Origin of the sequence: Xenorhabdus bovienii SS-2004 (genome assembly GCF_000027225.1) — a bacterium.
Lineage (GTDB): Bacteria > Pseudomonadota > Gammaproteobacteria > Enterobacterales > Enterobacteriaceae > Xenorhabdus > Xenorhabdus bovienii_C.
The window spans coordinates 1,084,647-1,108,067 of the sequence record NC_013892.1; the positions used below are offsets into that span (position 1 = coordinate 1,084,647).

The following is a 23,421-nucleotide window of genomic DNA, read 5'->3' on the forward strand; positions in this document are numbered from 1 at the left end:
AAAAAATGAAATATAATATAATTTAACGTAATTTGATATTGGAATTATTCTTTATTTAGTAAAAAAAATAATAATTGATAGGTAATAAAGCATCGAGTGAAAGAATAAACTGTAAATTTGTTATTGGGATTTATAAATAAAACAGATTTATCTAAAAAATAGATATATTTAACTCTACTATATTAATGTGATATTAGTCTCATTTGTAGGTGATATCAGTATTACTGACATCGCAAAAAAATGGCTCACTTTCGTGAGCCATTATATTTACTGAAGATTACTGCTTAAAAACCCTTTCCGGCTATCAGGCCAGTTTGGATTTTCCGCTTGTGGTGTCCGCCCAAGCGGTCACAATAGTCGATTTCGTCTGGCTATCAAGTGTATCAATAAAGCCGGTGTCGCCCATATTTGGTGCAAACCCGCTCATCGCCTGAACCAACGAATCCACCGAATTGGCAGAGAGCGCCGTATATTCACGTTCACCCTGTGTATCTTTGTCTCCCATTTGGGTGACAATATCCGCACGGTTGCCATTGAAGTAATCGTTGAAGGTCACAGAACCTATCGCCTCAAACTTCCCTTGTGCTGAGGTGTCTGTCACATCACGGCCAGTCAGCAGAACCAAATCGTAACCGCTGCGCTGGAACCACAGCTTTTGCCAGTTGAGGTTGTTGAAAATGATCTTGTCGCCGCGTTTGATATCTTCAACCACGTTGTCAATCACATCCCCGCTGACCACAAAGCTATTAACGCCCGTGCCACCCTTGAAGTTGTTTTGGTATCCGCCCAGTACCAGCAGGTCATCGCCATCGCCGCCGTTCAATTGGCTGAACTTGGAGGCTACATTGGCAATCAGGTGATCGTCACCCGTACCGCCATTGATCACCGCGTGATAACCCATCAGTTTGATCGCGTTATTGCCGGCGTTGCCATCAATGTTGTTATAGTTGCCGAATACGGTGGCAAAGTCGTCGCCTTCCCCCAAACTCACCTGATTGTTGTTACCAATGGCAACAACATAATCCTGTCCTTCTCCTGCATGGATGCTATTGAAATTACCGGAAGCCACGATATAGTCGCGCCCTTTGCCGCCCTCAATCACACCACCTTCACCGAAGACAAAGACCTGATCATCACCGTCGCCCATGTAGGCGTAGTTAATGCGTCCGGCCAGTACAGCAACGTCATTGCCCGCACCACCAAACATCATGTTCTCACGCCCCATCAGAACACCCATATCATTACCTTCACCACCGGTGAAGATATTGGAGGTTCCTACGGAGTAATAAACGTCATCACCACGACCGCCCCAGAAGTTGTTGTTATCCCCCAGATAAGCGCCAAGGTCTTTGCCATCTCCGCCCCAGTTAAAGTTATAGTTACCGAGAGAGACATGCATATCACCGTCACCTTGCAGATGGCCGCTGTTACGCAGAAAGTCAAACGTTTTGTCCTGTATGTTCAGCAAATCAGCGGTCAGATTCTGTTTCAGATCAGCGACCAGTGATGCCATCTCAACCTGTTTATTCTGCTTGAACAAGGTTGTGAACAGGCTTGGCAGGTTAAAGCCAAGGGCACGATCTGATGGTAATTCTGCGACTTCCTGAACAGGTTTACCCTCTGTACTGATTGACACATGCCCTTCTTTGTTTTCCTCAGGCGCTTTTGCTTGCAGGCCGTGGCTTTCCGCAAAAGATTTAACACCATCTGCCCCTGTATTCAGCCCGGCTTCCAAGCTGTCGAGCAGTTTTGCCGGATCAGTAAATGCCTGTAGTTGATTACCACTGAATTCACCGATCACTTCCAGCATTTCACGCAGAATCGCAACACCATCAACCGATTGACCAGAACGGGAAACAATATGACCATCCGCGGTGTAGTCAACACCAAAGATATCTGCCAGTGTCGTATCTGCACTGACACCCGCCAGATTGCCGAGCAGCTTGTTTTTAAGCTGGCGTGGTAAGTCCTTCGGACTGAAAGTAAACGTGGTTTTAGCCATACCCGTGGAAGTGTATTCCTGTGTCATCAGGCCAAACAGTGAACCCAAGTTGGTATCCAGGATCGATTGGATATTGTCACCAAACATAAAGTTCCAGTTACCTGTTGTTACCTGAATATCAGCACCCTGCCCGCCAACGGCGAAGTTAAAGGCCAGCGTTTCATTCTCCTGACGGAATTTATCCGCCCGACTGACGTTACCCATTTCACGAGCATTACCGTTCCTGCCCAACCACTGATTGTATTTCTTGTTCAGTGTGGTTTCGATATCACTTTTCAGGCCACGACTGCTTTTTTCATTCTCCGTATCGAGATCGGTCAGAGTGTTGTAATCAACACTGCTGGTCAGATCGAGACCTGACAGATCGCTGACGTATTTTTTCGCACTCTCCAGTGTCCACTGCTGATCTTGGGCGGTCAGCCAATCTGGTGACTCAAAGGAGCCGGCAATGTTCTGCAAGACACCAGATATACGGGAAGCCCCATCAAATGGATTGACCAACGGGGGAGTTGGAATGGATTTATCCATCATCACGATCAGATCGTTGCTGCGTCCCATATTGAAGCTGACATTTCGGTTACCCATAAAGAGTTGCGCGCCTTCCAGTGCCTGATAACCGGCAATATTGACGCTGTGTTTGCTATCACCGTTACCCAGGTGAACCATGACGTTGTTATCACCAAAAGCCAGTGACTTGAAGCCACCTGTACCGACTTTGATACCGACGTTGGTCGTTCCCCAGTTGATGACGGTAAATTCGCCATCACCCGCCTGTACCTGAATATTGCCGGAATAGCTCAGTTTATTGTTGGATGACTTCGCCGATGACGTGGCTGATGCATCATCATTCACCTTCTTGTGCTGTTCCGGGGCGTGGAATGTTTCTGCATTTTCTGCAATCGCGCCTTTCGCTTTCGCATCAGTATCGATGTGACCGATACGGGACAAATTAATGTCGTTTTCAGAGATGCCACGGCGGATCCGTTCAGCGTGGGTTTCCAGCTCTCCCTTGTCATTCCAGCCCAGAACAATCTTGTTGTCCATGAGCTTATGAACCCACTGTTCTTCGGCATTACGTGTAAATTTACGACCAATGCTGTCTACCGCAACCTCGCTGCTGCGGGCAGATACCGTGGTTCGGATGCCCTGCTTATCAAGCTCTGAGATAAAGTGACGGGCAAAGCCATCGCGTTTATCATCGCTGATCAAAGAACAACCGACAAGACTGATATGATCAGGCGAACCGGCCTGCTTGAAGTCGGTACGGAACTGTTTTAGTTTCAACGCGAGTTCATCAGCACTGTAGCCACTCATACGAGTGTGGTGCTGTACTGATTCATCACGCCCATGTCCGACGATCTGCCAGCGCAGTTTGCCGGACAACGTCGCAGGATCACCATACACCACTCGATATCGGCCATTGGCATCAAGTTGCACAATCACGCTTGAATCAGGATGTTTACCGGCCAGACGTGCGGCAGCCTTAGCTGCGACAGGATCATTTTCCGTCTGGATGATGACCTGACTGTTAAAGCGACTGTCACCCCCTTCTGCCTGTGGTTTGACAAAAGCCGGCTCCCAATGTTCGACATTCTCGTTGTTAACCACACGGTCAACGCCTTCCGGTAGATTGTCCTTGAGGGGGACTTTCACCTCATGGGTAATTTCCACATCTGAATGGGTTTTTATTGGCGTCTCATCAAAAATATTCAGATCAAGGATACCCTGCATGGTGGTCTTGTCAGCCCTTGTCGGGTTGTAAGTCGCCAGTACGCTGCCATCCATCACCACCACACGTTTGAAGATAATTTCACCCGCGGCATTTTTTGGCAGTTTGTAGCTTTGCTCCATGTTCAGGCCAGATTTGCCGAAGAAACGAGTAAGGTAATCGCCGAATTTCTCCGCAGATGAAAATTCGACAATACCCGCGTTCGGATCGTAGAAACCATAAACGCGATTATCACCACTGCCTTTCGCCCATGCAGCCATCGCATGGCCTGGTGCATCCAGCTCAAGCAAAACAGGTTTGCCATCGGCATTTGCGGCAGTCACTTTCCCAATCACGCCATTGACGGTCAAGGCCTGCTTATCTTCCAGCTTCTCCTGCCACACCTTTATGGAAGTGTCATGCATCGGGTTCCGGGCATGAAGGGCAGCCAGAGAACCCAATAGTTTGTTGGCATTGCCGCGTTCAGTGTCTGAATACAGTGTTGGATTGCTAAGTACCGCAGCCGCAGAATACATTTTTTCCAGCAGTTTACGGGCAACGCCATCCTGACCATTGTTTTCCAGTTGTTTCGCAACCAGCACCAGTTTCGACAATGGGTCACAACGTCCGCCAAAGCCGTCATTCGACAGGTTCAATAACAACAATTGTGGTGCAAGATGCTTGCTCGCTTTGGTATCAGCCACCCCGGACGAAACAACGTCATTGAATAGCCGATTGTGCTTCTCCGCCTGAGGCTGGAAGGTCACCTTCAAGGCTCTGCTCTCAATTTCCCAGGCCAGTGAGCCTTTCTGTTCTGCTGTCCAGTTACCTTTAACCAGCAGATCCACCAGTTGTTTGATATTCATGTCTGAACGGAAACCATCAACGGTCTGCTCTGCATGCCCTTGCTGATAACCGGTAAGAAAGTCTTGCGTCGCACGGATATCTTTCGTTTTACCCGGTGCACTTTTCTGAGGTTCCAGCGCTTCACCATAGCGCTTCAGATCACTCCTGAGACCTTTAAGTGCCGTTGATTCATCCGGCTGACGCTTCACATCAAACAAACCTGTCACAATCTGTTCAGCATATTGGTTCATCAACCGGCTGCTGGCCTCATGACTATAGAAGGTATGTTCACCCGATACCTGATAGCCATCAATAACCAGTTTAGCGCGCAGTTTTTCTCCCGCTTCACCCAAGCCTTCATTATCGGTCAACAACATGATTGGGGTTTGCTTCGAGCTCCCCTGCAGGTTTTTCTCTACTGAGAACTGACCATTGACCGCTTTTGCCAGTACGCCCGTCATTCCTGCTGGGTTTGGCACTTCGTGAGCAGTAATCGCTTTGGTCATACTTGGCATTGGTCTATCGAGCAGCAGGCCAGAAACGGTGTGTCCGTTCCGTTCGGCATAACGGGCAAGATCAGCCGCAATTGGCCCGCCCATAGAATAGCCATGAATAATGATATTTTCCGGCCTGACGCCGCGATCATTGACCAAATAACGGAACATCGTGCGGGCATCATGATACAGCCCTTTTTCGCTCGGACGGCCATCACTGGAACCATAACCCCGCAGGTTCACTGCGAGCATATCGATACCCTGCTTCTGGTATTGATTCTTGATGACACTGGCTTGTTCTTCCGCAGAGGAGCCAGAACCATGAATGAACAGGACTACTTTTTTCGCTGTATTCGGTTCGGCTGACGCATCAGTTTTCTGTTCGCCCTGATGGTAATAACCGGTCAGACGCCCTGCGTCGCCCCGTAACGTGACTTTATCCGCCGTGCCGTTGGTCACAGCCGTGTCCAGCGCCGTTTGAGTGTAATCATACACATTGCGGCGTTCTTCCTTAGCGCCGTAAAGCTCATTGTTTAGGAAGCGGGTTACCGGATTGAAGGGCTCTCTGTCACGCGGTGGTTTGCCGTCGTTGTCAATGGCAACTTTTTCCAGCACGTTGTCTTTTTTATCCGGCTGGCCGAGCGCTTCCAGATCTTCACCCACAATGCGTTTCGGCTTATTGGCTATTATCTCAATCTGCGCTTCTTGCAGTTTCTGTGCATAATTGAATAATTCGGTTGGGGTCCAGATACCAAAATTTGGCCGCCATGTATGACCGATCACTTTATCGGCTCCACCTGCCTTGAGCACTTTGGCTACAATACTTGAACAGTTACCGTTCAATATTTGATAGCGGGCATCAGGGTTCTGGCTGATTTTGTTCCATTCTGTCTGCATTGCCGCAGTATCCAAACCTGCCAGATTGATGCGGAATACACGTCCCTGATCGGCTTCGCTGGCCTTGAAATCCTGAATGTCGCTCAACTCACGTTCGGCAAACTGACGAATGATATTAGTGATGCGTTTTTCAGTCAGCTCAGGCGTGACTTTCTGTTTCGCGGCTGTCCGCAGTGCTTCGGCAAAATCTCGGCCAATGTCCTGCATGTCAATGTTGCCATTTTCCCATTGTTCGATAAACGGTCGGGAAATATGCTCAGGTATACCGGCTGATTTAAGCAGGTTAGGGTTAGCCAGCGCAGCCATGGCAAAGCCCTCGCTGATATCCTCGAATTTTGCATCAACGCCTTTGGCAGCCTGTAGTTTTTCAATAAATTTCTCCAGCTTGTATGTCCCATCCTTCAAGCCAAAGTTATCCCCTTCTTCAGAGCCGACATCAAATGCCAGCGTCTCATTCTGAGAAGCCGGCTGGCTGAGATCACGCCAACGTAGACTCACGTCTGGGTTTTCCTCAGTGGAAACATTAAAAATGTGTCCAGGGCTGGTCGATTTACCGCCTTTCGGCCACCAGCTCACATAGTTTTTCTCATTGAAGCCTTCGGCATCTTCTGCGCTAACCTGAAAACGCCCTTGCCCAATTTGCAGGGCGGCATGTCCCAGTTGGCTGTGATCGCTCGGTTTCCAGACAAACAGAGTGGCACTGACCGGAGACAGTTGCTGTTCAATTGCCTGATGCACCTTTCTCAAGCCAGACACATCAATGCCTTTGCCATCTTTTGACAAATCACGGGATTTCAGGTTTGAAAAGACGGTTTCTGCTACTTCCTGACCATATTCTCTGGTCACGGCGGCTTTGATCTGCTCGACCGCTTTTTCCGCTCCTTCCGCTTTCATCGCTATCTGAATATTAGATTTACCACGGGTAACAAAATCACCCTGCTCATCAATATAAAGATGTTTTGAATCTTTGAGGTTGGCATTGCCGAGTTTGTTATACAACTCACTGAAATTGCCCTTACCCACACTTGTCAATGTAGGTTCCGCCAGTACCCGCGATTCTTCCATGCGCACATTGATTTGTGACAACAGGTTTGTCATGGCGGGTAAGCGTTTTGAATCAGGATGCCCCAATAGATAACCTTCAACTTGCTGATGCAGGCTGATGAGTTTCTCCACGACATCCAGATCATAGTCTGCGCCGTTTTGCAGGGCTTTTTCGTAACTGCCGAACGCTTCCAGTACGTTGCGGTAACTGTCACCGAGGATTTTACCTTTAACGTAAGCCGCATCCTTAAACTCACTGGCAGACATCAAGTCAGTCTTCGGTTTGTAGTTCCAACTGCCATCCGCTTTTTTAGCCACGATACGGGTACGCCCCTGCTCGTGGGAAACAATCTGGTCTGCCACCAAATACAAAGCATCCGGCAGTTTTCCGTAATCGTCGTAGTTGGCGAGGATGAAACGCTCAATGGCCCTGATCTGAGCCGGATCTCCCGCATCTTCCACAATGATCGTCTTGAAGTCATCACCATCATGACCCGGCCACCGGCGCACTTCAAAGCCTTCATCATCAGCTTCACGTACCAGCAGGTTGCGCTCTGTCCGCAGTCCGTAGAATGGCAATGCCTGATTCAACATGTTGTCGATGGCGCTCAGTTTTATGTCGAGATCAATCAGTGTATCCGGCTTATACCCAGTCGGATTCAGCGTAAGCAATCTTTCCTGTTCGCCAATGCTGAGAGAATCAAAACGTGCTTTCACAGAGACGCCGGCTTCCGTCAGCCTGCGACCAATAGATTCCGGTGCCGCACCCTGATATTCACGGGCAGGTTTATCCAGCAGACGGATTTCTCCCACCAGCCCTTCACGCTGCAATTGGCGCAATACCGGCAGTTCAACATTCCAGAAGTAGTTGCCAAGACGCAGGCCACCTTCTGCGATCACATACACATCATCGCGTGATCCGGTGGCATAGAGGGAGCTCCAGAACCCGGTGTTGCTCCGTGCCGAAGTATTAATGGCCGTTTGTAATGCGTTATGTTCGGCATTGTCAGAATCGAGATATACGTTGCCCCAACGCATCAGGGTTTTGTTCAGTTCGATGGCAAAAGAGTTGCCTTTCACATCAATATCGTAAACCACTTTCTTGCCGTCGGTCTGCACGGCATCAAGAACACTGCGGTATTGCTTGAAGTTTTTGCCAGACCAGAACGACACGATGCTTTTATCGCCATGGACAGGCTCAAAACTATAGCCATATTGTTCCAGTTTTGAGACAAATTCGACACGCTTATCCCAGTTACAATCAATCGTGGCATCAACGAACAGTTTCGCCAACGGGGCGACTTGATCTTTCGGCACACTATTGTCAGTTCCCTCAAGGTATCCTTCAATAAAGGTCACCAGTTTCTGTCTGATGTTCTCGGGAATATCAGCATCCCCACGCTCAAACCCGGGCACCGGAATATAAGTATCTGTAGCAATGTTGTTGTCACTGTCCAGCCAACGGTAAACATCTGCAACTTTTTGCGCTCTGATGGCAGTAGCAGACATTTCTGGTGCATCGGCAGATCCCTGCTGAACATGGGTTTCACCCAGTGCTTGCAGGCCACTGAGATCCAGACCGGAAATTTTCGGCGTGTTTCTGACCCATTCGGTAGACACATCTGCGGTCTTGCTGACCGGCTGACCGACAGACGTTTCTGTATAAGCCGATATCAGGGTAGCCCCGGTATTTTTACCGCGTTTTGTTGCATTGATCTGTAAGCGATTCAATGCTTCTTTTGCCTCAGCCAACTCGTCGAGGTCTTCATCCAGATATTGTAATTCCTTACTGAACCCGGTATTTGTCTCATTTTTCGGTGCAAAACCGATAGGATTATCCGTTTTTACCCGCTCAGGCTGGTTTTCAGCGGCATTGGACTCATAGGCGGAGCCTGACAGACCACTGCCTGCTGCACCCGTGCGGTTCGGTTTGTAGTTGTCACTCTGTTTTGCGGCTTTGGCATCCGATTGCACCCGTGCTGTCTGGCTGTCTGCCTCAGAAACTTCATGTTGACCACGCTGTCCGGCTTTCTGCACTGCGGCTTTAGCGTTACTTTCAGCGTGTTCAGCCTGTGTCTTTTGGCTTAAGGCTTGCTGCTTCCTGAATTCGGCATTGGTGCGGGTCTGTTCAATCTCTTTTTGAGACTGCTGCTGGTTTTGCTCGCCTTTGCTGACTCCGGCTTCTGATTTGGCCACTGCGTCTCTGAGATCACCGAAACGTTCTGAAGCCGCGTGCTGTGAGCGATCCAACTGCTGCTGTGCTGTTTCGTCTGCACTATTCAGTTGTGTCTGAACCTGTCCTAACAAACCCTCCGCAAATTGGGCTCGCCACTGTTCACCGGATTTTCCATGATGTTTACTGTGGCTATCGAGCGCTGACAACCCTTTAGCTTGTTCCGTCAATTCTTTGGTAATAGCTTGGGCTTCATGATTTATTGCATCGCGCTGGTCTTGTCCATTCCTATTCAGCGCCTCCAGATCCGTGGCTTCCAATTGTGCCTGAGAGCCAGAAACTGCGGCCAGTTGTGTATCCCTTTCCTGTTCCAGACGCTGGCGATCCGCTTCGGCTTTTTCTTTATCCTGTAACGCATTCTGTGCGGCGGCGTCCTGCTGCACATGGTCAGCAATAGCACTGTCTGGCTGCTCAGATTTGGCAACGACATTATCCAGAATGTAGCCCAGACCATCATTTGTGCCTGTGCCTTTAAACTCCAGCCGGTTGCTGCCCGTCTGTGCGGTTAATGACAATGTTTTGTTTTGCCATTCCGCGTTACCTGCGGAAATCGAGAACACGGTTTTTCCGTTCCACAACACTTCCATACCGTTGTCCGCAGAAATACCGGCGCGTTTTGCAAAATCAAAACTCAGCGTGATGGATTCATTCGCAGTGAGATCACTAATATCCTGATAAATACTGGTATTAGAATCCTTATCAGCATGGGTATCAGCATCGAGTTCACTGACGCGTTCGCCATGACCCTCATTACTAAGGCCATAGGCCTGTGCAGCATAAGAGGCTTCAATACCATTGGTGGCCTGCCAGCCGTCTGCGCCCTGCTCAAAGTCTCCATTGACAATGAGATTGCGCGATTGATTAGACTTCAACCGTTTTTCATTGCCCAAGGTATTCTGGATACTGCCAATGTCTGGAGTATCAACGCCTGTCACCGAACCTTTCAGGCTTTGCTGCAAATCAGATGTGACCTGCTTCACTTCAGTCAACTGGAAGCCATTCAGCGCAGAAACTTCGGGCAGATCAATTGCACCGCGTCCCTTATGAGTTCCCGATGTGTTGGCTTCGTCTCCATTAACCAGATGGCTGATACCCTGACTGCCTGCCACACCAAGCAGTGTCTGCTTCACGTTGCCAAACAAGGCACTCAGCTTATTACTCTCGGTATTGCTTTCTGCAACGGCAAGGCTATAGAAATCGCCATTGCCCACCTGAATCGCCACGTTATTGCGGGCATAAGAGGCGTTAATGTTTAAGCCGTCACCCACACGGATATTGGCATTTGCCTGACCTTTCATGACGGAAACATTCAGGCCATCACCCACTCGGGTATTGACGTTGAGTTTGCCCCAGGCCACATTGACGGAAACGCCATCACCCACTTTGGTATTGACATTCAGATCACCGTGGACGGTGGTAACACTCAGGCCATTGCCTACGGTCGTCGTGATGTTGCCTTTACCTTTGGCTGCCGTGACCTGCATGCCATCACCGACTTTGGTGACAACATTGCCCTGACTCCACAGTGCGTTGAAACTATCCCCATTACCGATCTGGGTCACGATATTGGCATCGCCTTTGGCAAGTACGACATTACGTCCGTCACCCACTTTGGTGATCACGTTAGCCTTACCCCAGGCACCCGTGTAATCATCGCCATTGCCTACATGAGTCACAATGTTGGCTTGCCCCTGGACTACGGTAATTTCCTGTCCGTCACCCACTTTAGTGATGATATTCGCTTCACCTTTGGCAAAGTTATAGCGATCACCCTCACCAATATGGGTCATGATGTTGGCCTTGCCCCAAGCGGCATTGATGCCCAACCCATCACCCGACTTGGTAATGATGTTGGCTTCACCCTTGGCGAACCCGATGGTGGTTCCATCACCAAGATGAGTCATGACGTTGCCGATTTTGGAAACCAGTAAGCCCACGGTGGTTCCGTCGCCCACTTTGGTCAGCACGTTGCCTTTGCCAAGCAGCAGGGCTGCTGTGGTGCCACCACCAACATGGGTCACCACGTTAGCCTCAGAAGCCGCAACAACCCCCATGAAATCGTTGCCGACTTTTGTCATGATGTTGGCTTTGCCCAATGCAAGGACACCAGTCAAACCGTCGCCGACATGCGTCATGATATTGGCTTTGCCAAACATAGCCGCAAGGGTGGTTCCATTGCCCACTTTGGTCATCACGTTGACAGAACCCACAAACAGGCCGATGCTGGTTCCATCACCCACATGGGTATAAATGTTGGCTTCACTCACCATCAACGCGGCTGTCAGACCATTGCCGACTTTAGTCAGAATGTTCGCCTTACCCAGCATGGCGGCAAAGGTGTCACCGTTACCAATCTGAGTAAGGATATTGCCCTCGCCAATCATGGCAGAAAGCATTTCACCATGGCCGACTTTAGTCGCAATGTTGCCTTTGGCAACCATCAAAGCCACGCTCATACCATCACCCACGTGCGTGAACACATTGCCGGCAGCCAACATTAATGCCAGTGCGTCACCATCGCCAACTTTGGTGAAGATATTCCCAATACCCCCCATCAGCGCCCAGGCATTTCCCTGACCAACGTGAGTGAAAATGTTACCTGCACCCACCATAGCCGCGATGGTTGTACCCTCTCCCACTTTGGTGAAAATGTTACCCGCCGCCGCCATCACGCCCAGCGTCTGTCCATTACCGACATGAGTCAGAATGTTACCAAGACCCAACATGATGCCCGTGGTATCGCCGTTGCCGACTTTAGTCAGAATGTTCGCGCCGCCCAGCAGGATACCGGTGGTTTTGCCATCCCCAACATGGGTCAGAACGTTGGCACCCCCGCCCATGACCGACAATACGTCTCCTTTGCCCTTTTTAGTCAGGATATTGGCACCACCCAGTGCGATGGCTTTCGTGTTGGACGTCTCACGATCATTGCTGATATGGGTAATGATGTTGGCGCCGCCTAACATGCCGGATTCAAGATCGCCTTCGCCAACTTTGCTCAGAACGTTGGCGCCGCCCAGCAGAATTGAGGAAACATGCCCTTTCCCCATTTGAGTCAAGACATTGAAGCCACCGACACCAGACCAGAATGCGTCGCCATGACCGATTTGTGTGTGGGTATTGAAACCACCGCTCATTGAGATACGGCTGTTGCCGTTGCCCTTGTGAATGGAGATATTGCCGACCGCCAAAAGATGGGCAAGATAGCGGCCATCACCGACGCGAACCAGTATATTAGCCGCACCACCCGCATTCACGTCCATGTCGCCACGCAAGCCTTGATGCAGCAGTACGTTGGCAATGCCGACACCGTTGAAGGTCAGGTTGCCTTCTTTGCCTTTTTTGACGATGACGTTCGCCGCTCCGCCGCCATTAAATTCCGTGTTACCAAACTCAGAAGTATGTTCAATAACATTGGCAATACCGGCTCCATCAAAATAGACATTGCCTCGGGTTACGTTCGATTGGATAACGTTGCCGCCACCCGCGCCTGTATACCGGACATCACCGGAGCTTTCACCGCTGCCGGTCGCCGATTTGAATAACGCCAGATCACGGTATTCGTGCATGCCAGATACGCGCCCTGAAGCTGTACGTACTGCCTTGGTACTGTAATGAAGATCACTCAGAGTATAGATACCCGCTGGCACGGCCTGATAACCATTAGCAGAAGAAATATCTTCGTTCGCCAGTTTCGCCATGCGATCTTCCAAACTGAACCAAGCCTGTGCGTTATATTGCAGCATGCCTGTTTTTGGATCGTTCCTCAGTTCAATAACCACGATTTTGGTGTATTTATCGATTCGCTTGGCATAGATATAAGTGTTCGATTTATGGTTGGATTTCACCACTTGTACATCAGCGGTGCTTCCTTTACTGTCAATCGCATAGCCACCCATTTTGGCATTTGATAATGTGACATCTGCCACATCAACCAGCACGCCATCGCCATGATTCATCCATTGGTCTTCAGCCAGTTTTTCCTCAACAGCGTGAACGGTAACAGATTGCTGGTGTTCAACCGTCAAGTTTGACAGGGTGTAAGCACCGTCAATCTTGACATCCTTAAAACCACCCTGAACAGAGATATCCTGTTTATCTAACGTCTTGAGATGGTTTCCTTCCTTATACCAAGACGTCGAGTGATAGATCAGTTTGCCGGTTTCAGGATCATTGCGGAGCTGAACTTTGTTGATTTTGGTATACATGCCATCAGCAAACGCAAACAGATAAGTGTTCGATTCCCGTGCCGATTTAAGACCTGTCACCTGCACGTTGTAGCCAATCCAGTCACCACTCATGGTGGCATTTTTCAACACGATATCTTCGGCTTTGGCATATTCCATGCCTTCGTTATCGAAGTCAGTGGCCGTTCCCTTGCGGGTAATATGGTTATACCCCCCCACTCCTGCAAAACGGATATTACCGTGTGCAACATCAGAATACAGGCTGTTATAACCGCCCGCGCCTTCAAACTTGATATCACCTTTGGTTTCAGAATAGACGTCATCGGTCTGGCGGGTACGTTCAATACGGTTAGAAGCCCCTGCACCCGTTAAGGTGACGTTGCCGGTTTTTCCCCTGCGGACAAGATTGTTAGCGGCTCCTGCGCCTGCAAAAACAATATCACCACTTTCAACTCTGGAACTGATGATGTTTGCCGCACCAGCGCCGTTAAAGGTCAGATCGCCGTGAGATCCCTGATAACGGTCGAACCATGTGCGATCAATCTTGTTTCCACCCCCCACGCCAGCAAAGTAGAAATTTCCCTGATTGGTTTCATGCCAGAGTTCGTTATACCCCCCTGCGCCCTTAAAAGTGAAATCGCCTTCCCATCCCTTGCGGGTGATGCCATTGTAGCCAGACGCGCCAGAATAATCGATTCGACCCTTATCACCTGTGTGATTGATTTTCAGTCCACCGGCAGCGCCAGCAAAATCTATCGTGCCATCGCTTGTTTTATTGATGGAGGTATAACCTGAACCTCCTTTTACCGTCAGAGTACCGCTTGTATCGTTAATATTCAGATACCCGGCCGCCCCCACGACAGTATCGTTCCCCCATGTTGTATTGACGGTTGCACCAACGGAACCCACGACAATGTAATCATTTCCGCCATAGGCGTTAATGACACCGCCAATGCCGATGGCGTGTATTGTATTTCCATCATTATCATCTTCATATTTACCGGTAAAGGCATATGCTGCACTTCGGTTGGATGATTTTCCCATAAGTAATCCTGGTATTGGGCAGAAAAATTAAACGGTAAACCACTGTACCCGACGGATACAGTGGTCATTTTGTGTGTCCAGCATTCCCCGGACAGTACAGGCTTTTTGCCCCTTCCATGCTGCAAAGACACGCCGGCGAAGATCACGGGCGATACTCTTCGCATGCCCAAAAGGGGCAATCATTTCCGGAAAAAAGATATGCTGTCCTGAGCGCCAGTCTTCCTGCGAAATCTCCCGTTCACCGGAAAGAATCGCATCCCGACTGCTATCAGACAAAAAAGCCCAATTACAAAAAGCAACTGGGCGTTGGTGTTCATCTTCGTAATAGCAAAACTGATTGAGCTGGAATGAAGGAAAGATACGCTGTTGCCACTCAGCAACTAAATAGCGTCGGTGTAAAGGTGAATGCTGACAAAGCAACATCACCCCACCTATCATTGCTTGTATTTCAGTGTCACTCAGCGTTGCCGGTTGATGTGTGATCATCATAAGCTAGCAACCATCTGATATGTTTTTACTGATACCTGATATTATTTTGATTTTTCCGTATCGCGGGCTGGGCGTTTTTTAGGCTCAATGGTCTCTGCAACCGCAGTTTCCGGCTCGGCTGGGGCTGGCATTTCACCTTCACTCATTTCAGGTACAGGCAAGAATCCGGCTGCGATCAGCTTATTCATTTCGGCTTCCATCCGAGGGTCTTCAAGCATACTTTTCACCATGGAAACCATATACATAAAGCCGGATGCAGGCATGTGAATCACTTGCTTTAATTGTAATTCCTGATCGTTTTCAGCCAGTATGCCATTTGCCATTCGGTTAGGCTCTTGTCCAACAAAATAAAGAGAGAACACGCCTTTGTTATAATTAACACTTGAAATGGTTTGAACGAATTTTTCAGACATATCATTATCCATTAAATAAATTTAAATTTAATGTTGCAAATATATTAAATTCAAACTTAATGTTGCAAATATATTAAATTAAATGATTAAAAACCTATATCGTTATGGTTTTATTTATCATTAAATCTCGTTGTTGCGATCAACTTGAATATAAAATACCAGACAAAAACAACATGAACACAACATTTGTTAAAAAATTAGGAATGAGTACACACAGATTTTAAACGCTACCTAAACTCAGAAAAAATAGGTTATTAGAAAACAAATGATTTATCGACTGCTTGAACGAAAATATATCTATTTGCTTTTTAAAATCAACATATAAAAATAATAATGTCTGTTTAACCACCACATTTTGTCCTAATTACCAACCATGATATACTCATTGATAACAGATAATACCTTTTATCGTATTTATTAAGATTATCTTATAAAGAAATACCATACTCTTCTTCTGGTTCTTTCCTTAATTTGGGTTTTGGTTTTTATTAAAATAAATTTACCCATATGAATGAAATAGAAAAAACAACAATATCATTAATTAAATTAATAATAATGATATCTAATGGTAAACCCATTATCATACCCGATAAAAACATAAATAATAATGATGATTATCTTTTTACTTTAAATAAATTAAAGAAAGAACATCATGTTTCCATTAAAAATAAACGTTCAGTAAATAAGAAGTTAAACACATTATCTTTACCCGCTATTCTGTTCGATGATAATGGGCATCCCTTTATTTTAGCAAAACATGATGAGCAACGAGTATTGATTCAAAAACCTAATCAGGAAGCGCCTGAAATATTGGATAAAGAAAGCTTTATCCGTTTATGGAGCGGACGCTGGATAAAAATAAAACAAAAAAGTAACCAATTCAATATCCGTTGGTTTATTCCCGAATTTATCCGGCAAAGGAAGAATCTGACTGAAATTCTGCTGTTTTCGTTCATTTTGCAAATTTTAGCGTTGATTTCTCCTTTGGTCGTGCAGGTTGTCATGGACAAGGTACTGGTTCATCAGGCGTTATCCACCTTAGATGTGTTGATTTTTGGTCTGGTGGCTGCAAGCCTGATTGAAGTGGTTCTACGTGGGCTACGCGAATATCAGTATGCCCATACAGCCAATCGCATTGATATCAAACTGGGCTTAAAACTGGTTCGGCACCTACTTGGCCTGCCTTTGCTGTTTTTCAAATCCCGCCAAGTGGGAGCAATTGTGACGCGGGTACGTGAACTCGAAACCGTACGGGAGTTTTTAACCGGTTCCATGTTCACCCTGTGTATTGATGTCCTGTTTATGTTCGTATTCATTTACGTGATGAGCCTGCTATCCGGCACACTGACTTTGCTGTTTTTGGCTACCATCCCTTTCTATGGTCTGCTGGCATGGTGGGTCACGCCCAAAATCGAGAAAGCAGTCGAAAAGCAATTCATTCATGCTGCGATCAATACCTCTTTCCTGACCGAAACCGTCGCCGGTGCCGAGACACTGAAAAGCCTGGCAGCGGAACCCCGCTTTATCCGGCGCTGGGATAGCCAGACCGAGAATATGGTGAGTACCAGTTATGATGTGCAGCAATGGGATAACCGCTCCAGCCATCTTGTGATGCTGTTACAAAAAGTCACCAGTGCGGTCATTATCTGGCTTGGTGCCTCCGAAGTACTCTCCCTGCACATGACCATCGGCCAGTTGATCGCGTTCAATATGATGGTCAGCCATACCCAGCAACCCCTGGCCAAGTTGGTGCAACTCTGGGGGCAATTTATCCGCTCACGTATTGCCATTGATAAACTGGGGGATATGTTGAATCTGCCGACAGAACAGCAGTCAGGCAAAGAGCGAGTCTCATTGCAGGGTGCTATTTCATTCTCTGATATCGTATTTCGCTATCAGCCCGATCTCTCCCCAACCATCAACCGTTTTACGCTGGATATCCGGGCAGGAGAAACGCTTGGCGTAGTAGGAACATCCGGTTCTGGAAAAAGTACCCTCGCGCGCCTGTTACTTCGGCTTTATACCCCGGAACATGGCACCATCACACTGGATGGCATTCCATTGCAGGAGTTCAATATTGAATCTCTGAGACAGCAAATAGGCATCGTGTTACAAGAAAATTTTCTGTTTAATAAAACCGTACATGAAAACATTGCCCAATCACGACCCGATGCTCCTCTGTCTGATATTATTGAAGCGGCCAGACTGGCGGGGGCACACGATTTTATTCTCAAGCTGCCGATGGGGTACGACACTATCATCGCGGAAGGCGGCCAATCCCTCTCCGGCGGGCAGCGACAGCGTCTGGCCATTGCCAGAACCCTGCTGTCTGATCCCACCATTCTGATCCTTGATGAAGCCACCAGCGCACTGGATGATGAGTCACAATCGATTATTCAATCCAATATGGCGGACATTGCGCAGGGCAGAACGGTCATTACCATCGCCCATCGACTCTCCACGGTACGCCAGTGCGACCGAATCATTGTACTGCACCAAGGTCAAATTATTGAACAAGGTAGCCATGAACAACTGCTACAACAGGGCAAGCAGTATCGAAAACTCTGGCAATTGCAACAGGAACTGAAACAGGAGGTGACTTCCCATGTTTAAGGCCATCTTACGCAAAGGGATTAAAAACCTGCGTACTCCTTCGCCCCATTATGATTTTTTACCCACACATCTGGCCTTGTCACAACGTCCTCCTTCCCCGTTCGCCCGTTATACGGCGATCACCTTGAGTATCGGGGTACTGGTGGTACTGCTATGGGCGTATCTGGGAAAATTGGATGTACAGGCAACCGCCACCGGGCGTCTGATCGCTTCCGGCCGTTCCCAAGTCATTCAGGCTTATGAACAAAGCCGTCTGCTCTCTATTCATATTCAAAATGGGCAGCACATTGAAAAAAATGCCCCTCTGCTTATGCTGAATACGCTCGGCGTTAATCAGGACGTTACACGACTACTTGAACAACGTGAATATCTGATCGAAGAGAAAATCCGCTATCAGGCACTGCTCGGGAAGCATGATCCCGAATCACTGCCTCTCTTTCAGCAGCAGACTCTCTCCCAACAGGAAAAAATCCAGACGCATTACGAGCATGAAAAACATGAATTCGATGCCATTATCACCAATCTTTACGCTGAAATGAACGTCAATCTCTCTTCTCAAAAAGCCAAAAACGGGGATATTCAGGCTCTGACCAACCTGCGTCAAAATATCAATCAGCGCTTGCAGGCACGAAAAATATTGAGCCAAAAGCAGGTGATTAGCCGAGTGGAGTATCTGGAGCAGGAAAAAGAATTGCTGGAAACAGAACGGGTGATCACGCAACAAAAAGCAGAACTAGGCATCTTGATGACCCAATACAAGAGTCTGGAAGAGCGGTTAAAGGGGATCAACATGCAAAAAGAGCGGGAATGGTTTGAGAAAAAAAAGCAGGCAGAGATGCAACTGGGCGTGCTGAAACAAGAGCTTTCCAAAATGCAGGAGCGAGAAGCCCTTGAGATCGTGCGTTCCCCTGTGGCGGGTACGGTTCAGCAATTGAGCGTCCATACCCTCGGCGCGGTTTTACAGCCTGCACAGAATTTGATGGTGATTGTACCGGATGACCATGTGCAACTCGCGGAAATCCAGATCCTGAATAAAGATGTCGGGTTTGTCCGCCCCGGCCAGCATGTGACGGTTAAGGTAGATGCCTTCCCTTATACCCGCTATGGCACCATCGAAGGCGAACTGCTCAGTATTTCACGTGACTCCACGACGGATGGGCGTCTGGGTCTGGTTTTTCCAGCGCAAATCAGCCTCAGACAAAACAATATCATCGTTGATGGTAAGCCTGTCGAAATTACCGCCGGGATGTCCATCACCGCAGAAATCAAAACCGATCAACGACGGGTGATTGATTACCTGCTCAGTCCGATTCAGGAATATCAGTCTGAAGCGTTGAGGGAAAAATAATCATGGTTGACGCATTTTCCTTTACGAGTGATACAGACACGGAAGATCACACCAATAATCACGCACTGGATTGTGTCGCCTATCTGGGAACACAATTTCATAAGGTTGCCTCCGTCAGACAATTGCATCATGCGCTGGGTCTGGATTCCCTGACGCTGACAGACTGGCAGCTACGCGAAGCTATCGATGCCGTAGGCCTGCACAGCAAATTTGATCGTCTGACAGCCGATACCGCAGCCACGTTGCCTTTACCGGCACTGATTGAATTGGGTCAATGCTGGTGGGTGCTGCTCGAAGTCAGCCCAGATCAGTTTACCGTGCTCAATCCCATCACGGAAAAACAAGAAATACGCCCATTGCACGGCACACAGGCGACACCTGACGAAGCTAAACACAGTGAGTATAAAATCCTGCTGGTGGCAGATAAATCGCTGACCAAACAGCAAGTCAAATTCGGCTTGAGCTGGTTTTATCCTTCGATTTTCAGGCAGAAAAATCAGTTGCGGGATATTTTCCTGTTCGCCATTGTGCTGCAACTTTTTGCGCTGGCATCTCCTTTGCTGTTTGAAAATGTCATCGACAAAGTACTGGTCGGACGCAGCTTATCCAGCCTGCATGTTCTTGGTCTGGCGATGCTGGCGCTGGCCGTGGCAGAACCCCTGTACGGTTTTCTGCGCAATACCGTGTTCGGACATATGGCAAGCCAGATCAACGCGGAACTCTCCGGCAGGCTTTATCGCCATCTGGTGGGATTACCCCTGCCCTATTTCAAGCAACGCCAAACCGGACAAATTATCGCGCGCGTCAGAGAAATGGCACAAATCCGCCAATTTCTGACCGGCTCCACCCTGATGTTGCTACTCGACCTGATCTTCATCATCCTGTTTCTTGGCGTCATGTTCCATTATTCCACTCTATTGACCGGGATCGTAATCAGTTCGCTGGCACTCTATTTCCTGCTTTGGATCGCTATTGGACCTCTCATCCGACGCAAAGTAGAAACCGAATATGAAGCCGATGCCCATGCCACCAGTTTCCTGACGGAATCCGTCATGGGCATCGAAACTATCAAGACCACCGCAACAGAAAAACGCTTTCTGCGCCAGTGGCAAAAAGTGTTAAGCCAGCAATTGATCCGGCGTTTTTCCGCCCAGAAAAGTGGGCTTGCGGCCGGACAGGGGATCGCGTTGATCCAGAAAATCGTAGCGGCATTACTGCTATGGTGGGGGGTCAGAAGCGTTCTTAACGGCGAATTATCCCCCGGAGAGTTAATTGCCTTCAATATGCTGGCAGGACACGTCACCCAGCCGATCTTACGGCTGGCGCAAGTCTGGCAGGATTTCCAGCATACTTTGATCGCTTTGCGACGGGTCGGCGATATTCTTGATGAGCCAATGGAGAGTAGCAAACAGGGGCTGGCAGCTTCCCCTGAACTTGCCGGCCAGATTGAGTTCAGGAATATTCGCTTCCGCTATCACGCAGATACGCCCGAAGTACTGGCAAATCTGTCACTGACCATCAAAGCGGGCGAATTTATTGGCATAACGGGGCCATCGGGTTCAGGTAAAAGTACCCTGACCCGGTTGTTACAGCGCCTGTATGTGCCGCAGCATGGTCAGGTTCTGGTCGATGGTATGGATTTGGCGATCGCCGATCCCGTATCACTCCGACGTAACATGAGCGTGGTATTGCAGGAAAGCATACTGTTTTCCGGCAGCATTGCGGACAATATCCGTCTGTGTAAACCCAATGCCAGCGATGAAGAAGTCTACCGGGCGGCGACTTTGGCGGGTGCAACTGACTTCATCAATGAATTTCCGCATAAATTTGCCCATTCTGTCGGGGAGAAAGGAAGCAATCTTTCCGGTGGGCAACGGCAGCGTATCGCATTGGCAAGAGCCTTGTTGAATGATCCCAAAATCCTGATTCTGGATGAAGCGACTTCCGCGCTGGATTATGAATCCGAGGCAGCCATTATGAGCAATCTGGACGAGATCCGCCACAACCGGACGGTTATCAGCATTGCCCATCGGCTGAATACGATCCGCCATGCAGATAAAATTTTTGTTTTAGATCAAGGAACAATCGTCGAATCTGGCTCCCATGATGACCTATTGCAACAAAACGGACTGTATGCACAACTTTGGCATCAACAAACAGAATGACTATCACGATAGAGAATTCATTGAAGACATGAAACTTGTTTCGGCTTAAAATTAATTTCTTAACGAAATTAACACAACATAAAAAATGTTCTTAAGGAAGAGAATATAACTATGAAACAATTAGCTATCACAGCTCTGGTATTTTCTCATACCTCGGTGACATCGGTTGCTATGCCGATTGAAATACTCACCATCGCCGCCAATGCCATTGGCGGCCCCATTCCCCATGTCCGCATTATCTCGCCAGCAAACCAGGAAATGAGCGGGACAAACAGACTGTTGACCGAACCCACCCCGACTTCCCATTCCGATCTCTATCACGGCCAACAACCCGATATTATTCTGGTTGGTTCTCTGGGTTTCCCGGTATGGCAGCCGCAATACTGCTCACCGGAAATAATAGAGTGGCTCAAAGCGATGGATAAGAAGCACATTCCTATCGTTTCAGTCTGCTCAGGCACATTCATCCTTGCCAAAGCCGGGTTACTGAAAACCAGCGCAACCATTCACCCTCATTTTTCCCGCGAATTCAAAGATCTATTTCCCCATATTTCCCTGTATACCGACAAAAAAATCACCCGTGACAATAACCGTTTCTGCATTTCCAGTGCCTATGGATGCAGCAAAAGTATGATGAGTATTGTTGAATTGATTTACGGACAATATGCCAGAGAACAATGTTCACAATTCTTGTTTGGCGAACATGACCCCAAAGTTTCGTCTGATTCCATCAGTTTTGCCCCTTATCGTCAACATTCAGATTCTCTCATCCACAAACTGCAAGATTGGATGCACACCTCACCTTCCGAAATTTTATCTGTGGCTGATTTAGCCAATAGAATCCACCTTTGTGAACGACAAATGAAACGGCGCTTCAAAATCGCCACAGGAAAAACCCCCATCCAGTATATCCAGCAGATACGTTTGTCACAGGCCAAGCACTGGCTGGAAAAGTCCCAGAAAACCATCGAAGAAATCAGCCATGAAGTGGGTTACGAAGATACCCGTTATTTCAGAGAGTTATTCAAACGCTACAATGGCCTGACGCCGAAAGAGTATCGCCAAAAAAATCACCATAGTGGGAATTTTTCTGCGGGCTGACATTGCACTCCGTAAATAATCAGCAACACTGATCAATGTTACATTTAATTATTGTCTGATTAATCACGCTATGGGGCAAATGCCATGTTAAAACGTAAGTACCTGACGCAATCTGAAATTGAAATGTTGCTGACTGAATCAGGCAAACATGCTCATGCGGCACGCAATATCTGCATGATGTTTATGGGATTTATTCATGGGTTTCGGGTGTCTGAACTCCTCAGTCTAAAGCTGTCAGATGTGGATTTGGACAGCCGCAGCCTGCGCGTACAGCGCCTGAAAAATGGCTTTTCCACCATTCATCCAATGGTCTCCCGTGAGATTCAACTGCTACGTCAGTGGCTAAAGGGACGCCCGAATTATTTGCCAGGGACACCACAGGCCAACAGCGAAGTCTCAGACTGGTTATTCCTGTCCCGTAGCGGCCAGCGGATGTCACGTCAGCAAGTGTATAAAATCATCCGCCAGACCAGTTTAAAGGCAAAATTGTCGATTTGCGCGAATCCGCACATGCTCAGGCACGCCTGCGGTTATGCACTGGCAGACAATGGCGTAGACACCCGGCTGATTCAGGACTATTTAGGGCACAGAAACATCCGTCATACCGTGCGCTACACCGCGAGTAATGCGGGTCGCTTCGAGACGGTATGGGACGGGAAAGGAAAACGAAAACAGTTGACAATTAGTACCAAACTGTCAACTCACTTAAACAGGCTTATTTTAACCGTAGTTAATTTTTTCCTTCCCCGCAAAAATTACGCTAATTTATTGATAGTAAACCCTAAATAAATCCCCCTTCTGAGAATACCCCCACCCGCGTTGTTCACGTCTTTTTTT

The 23,421-nt window shown here is 48.1% G+C and carries 8 protein-coding genes; 5 read left to right on the forward strand and 3 right to left on the reverse strand.

Going from position 1 to position 23,421, the window contains the following annotated elements; all coding sequences use genetic code 11:
- Positions 1 to 304: 304 nt before the first annotated feature.
- The 3 genes from rtxA to XBJ1_RS04710 are packed head-to-tail and all read right to left on the reverse strand — an operon-like array spanning position 305 to position 15,357.
- Positions 305 to 14,455: an MARTX multifunctional-autoprocessing repeats-in-toxin holotoxin RtxA gene (rtxA, locus tag XBJ1_RS04700; RefSeq protein WP_012987644.1), complete on the reverse strand. Its 14,151-nt coding sequence runs from the start codon at positions 14,453 to 14,455 to the stop codon at positions 305 to 307.
- Between the two features lie 27 nt (positions 14,456 to 14,482).
- Complete coding sequence (rtxC, locus tag XBJ1_RS04705) at positions 14,483 to 14,944, reverse strand: RTX toxin-activating lysine-acyltransferase RtxC (protein ID WP_012987645.1); 462 nt, start codon at positions 14,942 to 14,944, stop codon at positions 14,483 to 14,485.
- 41 nt (positions 14,945 to 14,985) lie between these two features.
- Positions 14,986 to 15,357: a hypothetical protein gene (locus XBJ1_RS04710; protein WP_012987646.1), complete on the reverse strand. Its 372-nt coding sequence runs from the start codon at positions 15,355 to 15,357 to the stop codon at positions 14,986 to 14,988.
- Positions 15,358 to 15,912: 555 nt separating this feature from the next.
- Here XBJ1_RS04710 and XBJ1_RS04715 point away from each other — a divergent pair.
- The 5 genes from XBJ1_RS04715 to XBJ1_RS04735 all read left to right on the forward strand — a co-directional run bounded on the left by XBJ1_RS04715 (position 15,913) and on the right by XBJ1_RS04735 (position 23,373).
- Complete coding sequence (locus XBJ1_RS04715; RefSeq protein WP_012987647.1) at positions 15,913 to 17,970, forward strand: peptidase domain-containing ABC transporter; 2,058 nt, start codon at positions 15,913 to 15,915, stop codon at positions 17,968 to 17,970.
- Positions 17,963 to 19,318 (forward strand): HlyD family type I secretion periplasmic adaptor subunit, encoded by a 1,356-nt coding sequence (locus XBJ1_RS04720; RefSeq protein ID WP_012987648.1) that lies wholly within the window; start codon positions 17,963 to 17,965, stop codon positions 19,316 to 19,318. The genes XBJ1_RS04715 and XBJ1_RS04720 overlap by 8 nt, the downstream gene beginning before the upstream one ends.
- A 2-nt stretch (positions 19,319 to 19,320) precedes the next feature.
- Entirely contained in the window at positions 19,321 to 21,483 is a 2,163-nt protein-coding gene (locus tag XBJ1_RS04725) for a type I secretion system permease/ATPase (RefSeq protein WP_012987649.1), read from the forward strand.
- A gap of 111 nt (positions 21,484 to 21,594) precedes the next feature.
- Positions 21,595 to 22,584 carry a GlxA family transcriptional regulator gene (locus XBJ1_RS04730; protein ID WP_012987650.1) on the forward strand — a complete coding sequence of 330 codons (990 nt, stop codon included), beginning with the start codon at positions 21,595 to 21,597 and terminating at the stop codon, positions 22,582 to 22,584.
- A gap of 84 nt (positions 22,585 to 22,668) precedes the next feature.
- A complete protein-coding gene (locus XBJ1_RS04735) occupies positions 22,669 to 23,373 on the forward strand; it encodes a tyrosine-type DNA invertase (protein WP_012987651.1) in 705 nt (234 codons plus the stop codon).
- Positions 23,374 to 23,421: the final 48 nt, after the last annotated feature.

Coding starts and splice junctions, on each gene's coding strand:
- XBJ1_RS04735 (WP_012987651.1), top strand. CDS start 22,669: ATGTTAAAACGTAAGTACCTGACGCAATCTGAAATTGAAATGTTGCTG.
- XBJ1_RS04720 (WP_012987648.1), top strand. CDS start 17,963: ATGTTTAAGGCCATCTTACGCAAAGGGATTAAAAACCTGCGTACTCCT.
- XBJ1_RS04710 (WP_012987646.1), bottom strand. CDS start 15,357: ATGTCTGAAAAATTCGTTCAAACCATTTCAAGTGTTAATTATAACAAA.
- rtxC (WP_012987645.1), bottom strand. CDS start 14,944: ATGATGATCACACATCAACCGGCAACGCTGAGTGACACTGAAATACAA.
- XBJ1_RS04715 (WP_012987647.1), top strand. CDS start 15,913: ATGATATCTAATGGTAAACCCATTATCATACCCGATAAAAACATAAAT.
- XBJ1_RS04725 (WP_012987649.1), top strand. CDS start 19,321: ATGGTTGACGCATTTTCCTTTACGAGTGATACAGACACGGAAGATCAC.
- XBJ1_RS04730 (WP_012987650.1), top strand. CDS start 21,595: ATGAAACAATTAGCTATCACAGCTCTGGTATTTTCTCATACCTCGGTG.
- rtxA (WP_012987644.1), bottom strand. CDS start 14,455: ATGGGAAAATCATCCAACCGAAGTGCAGCATATGCCTTTACCGGTAAA.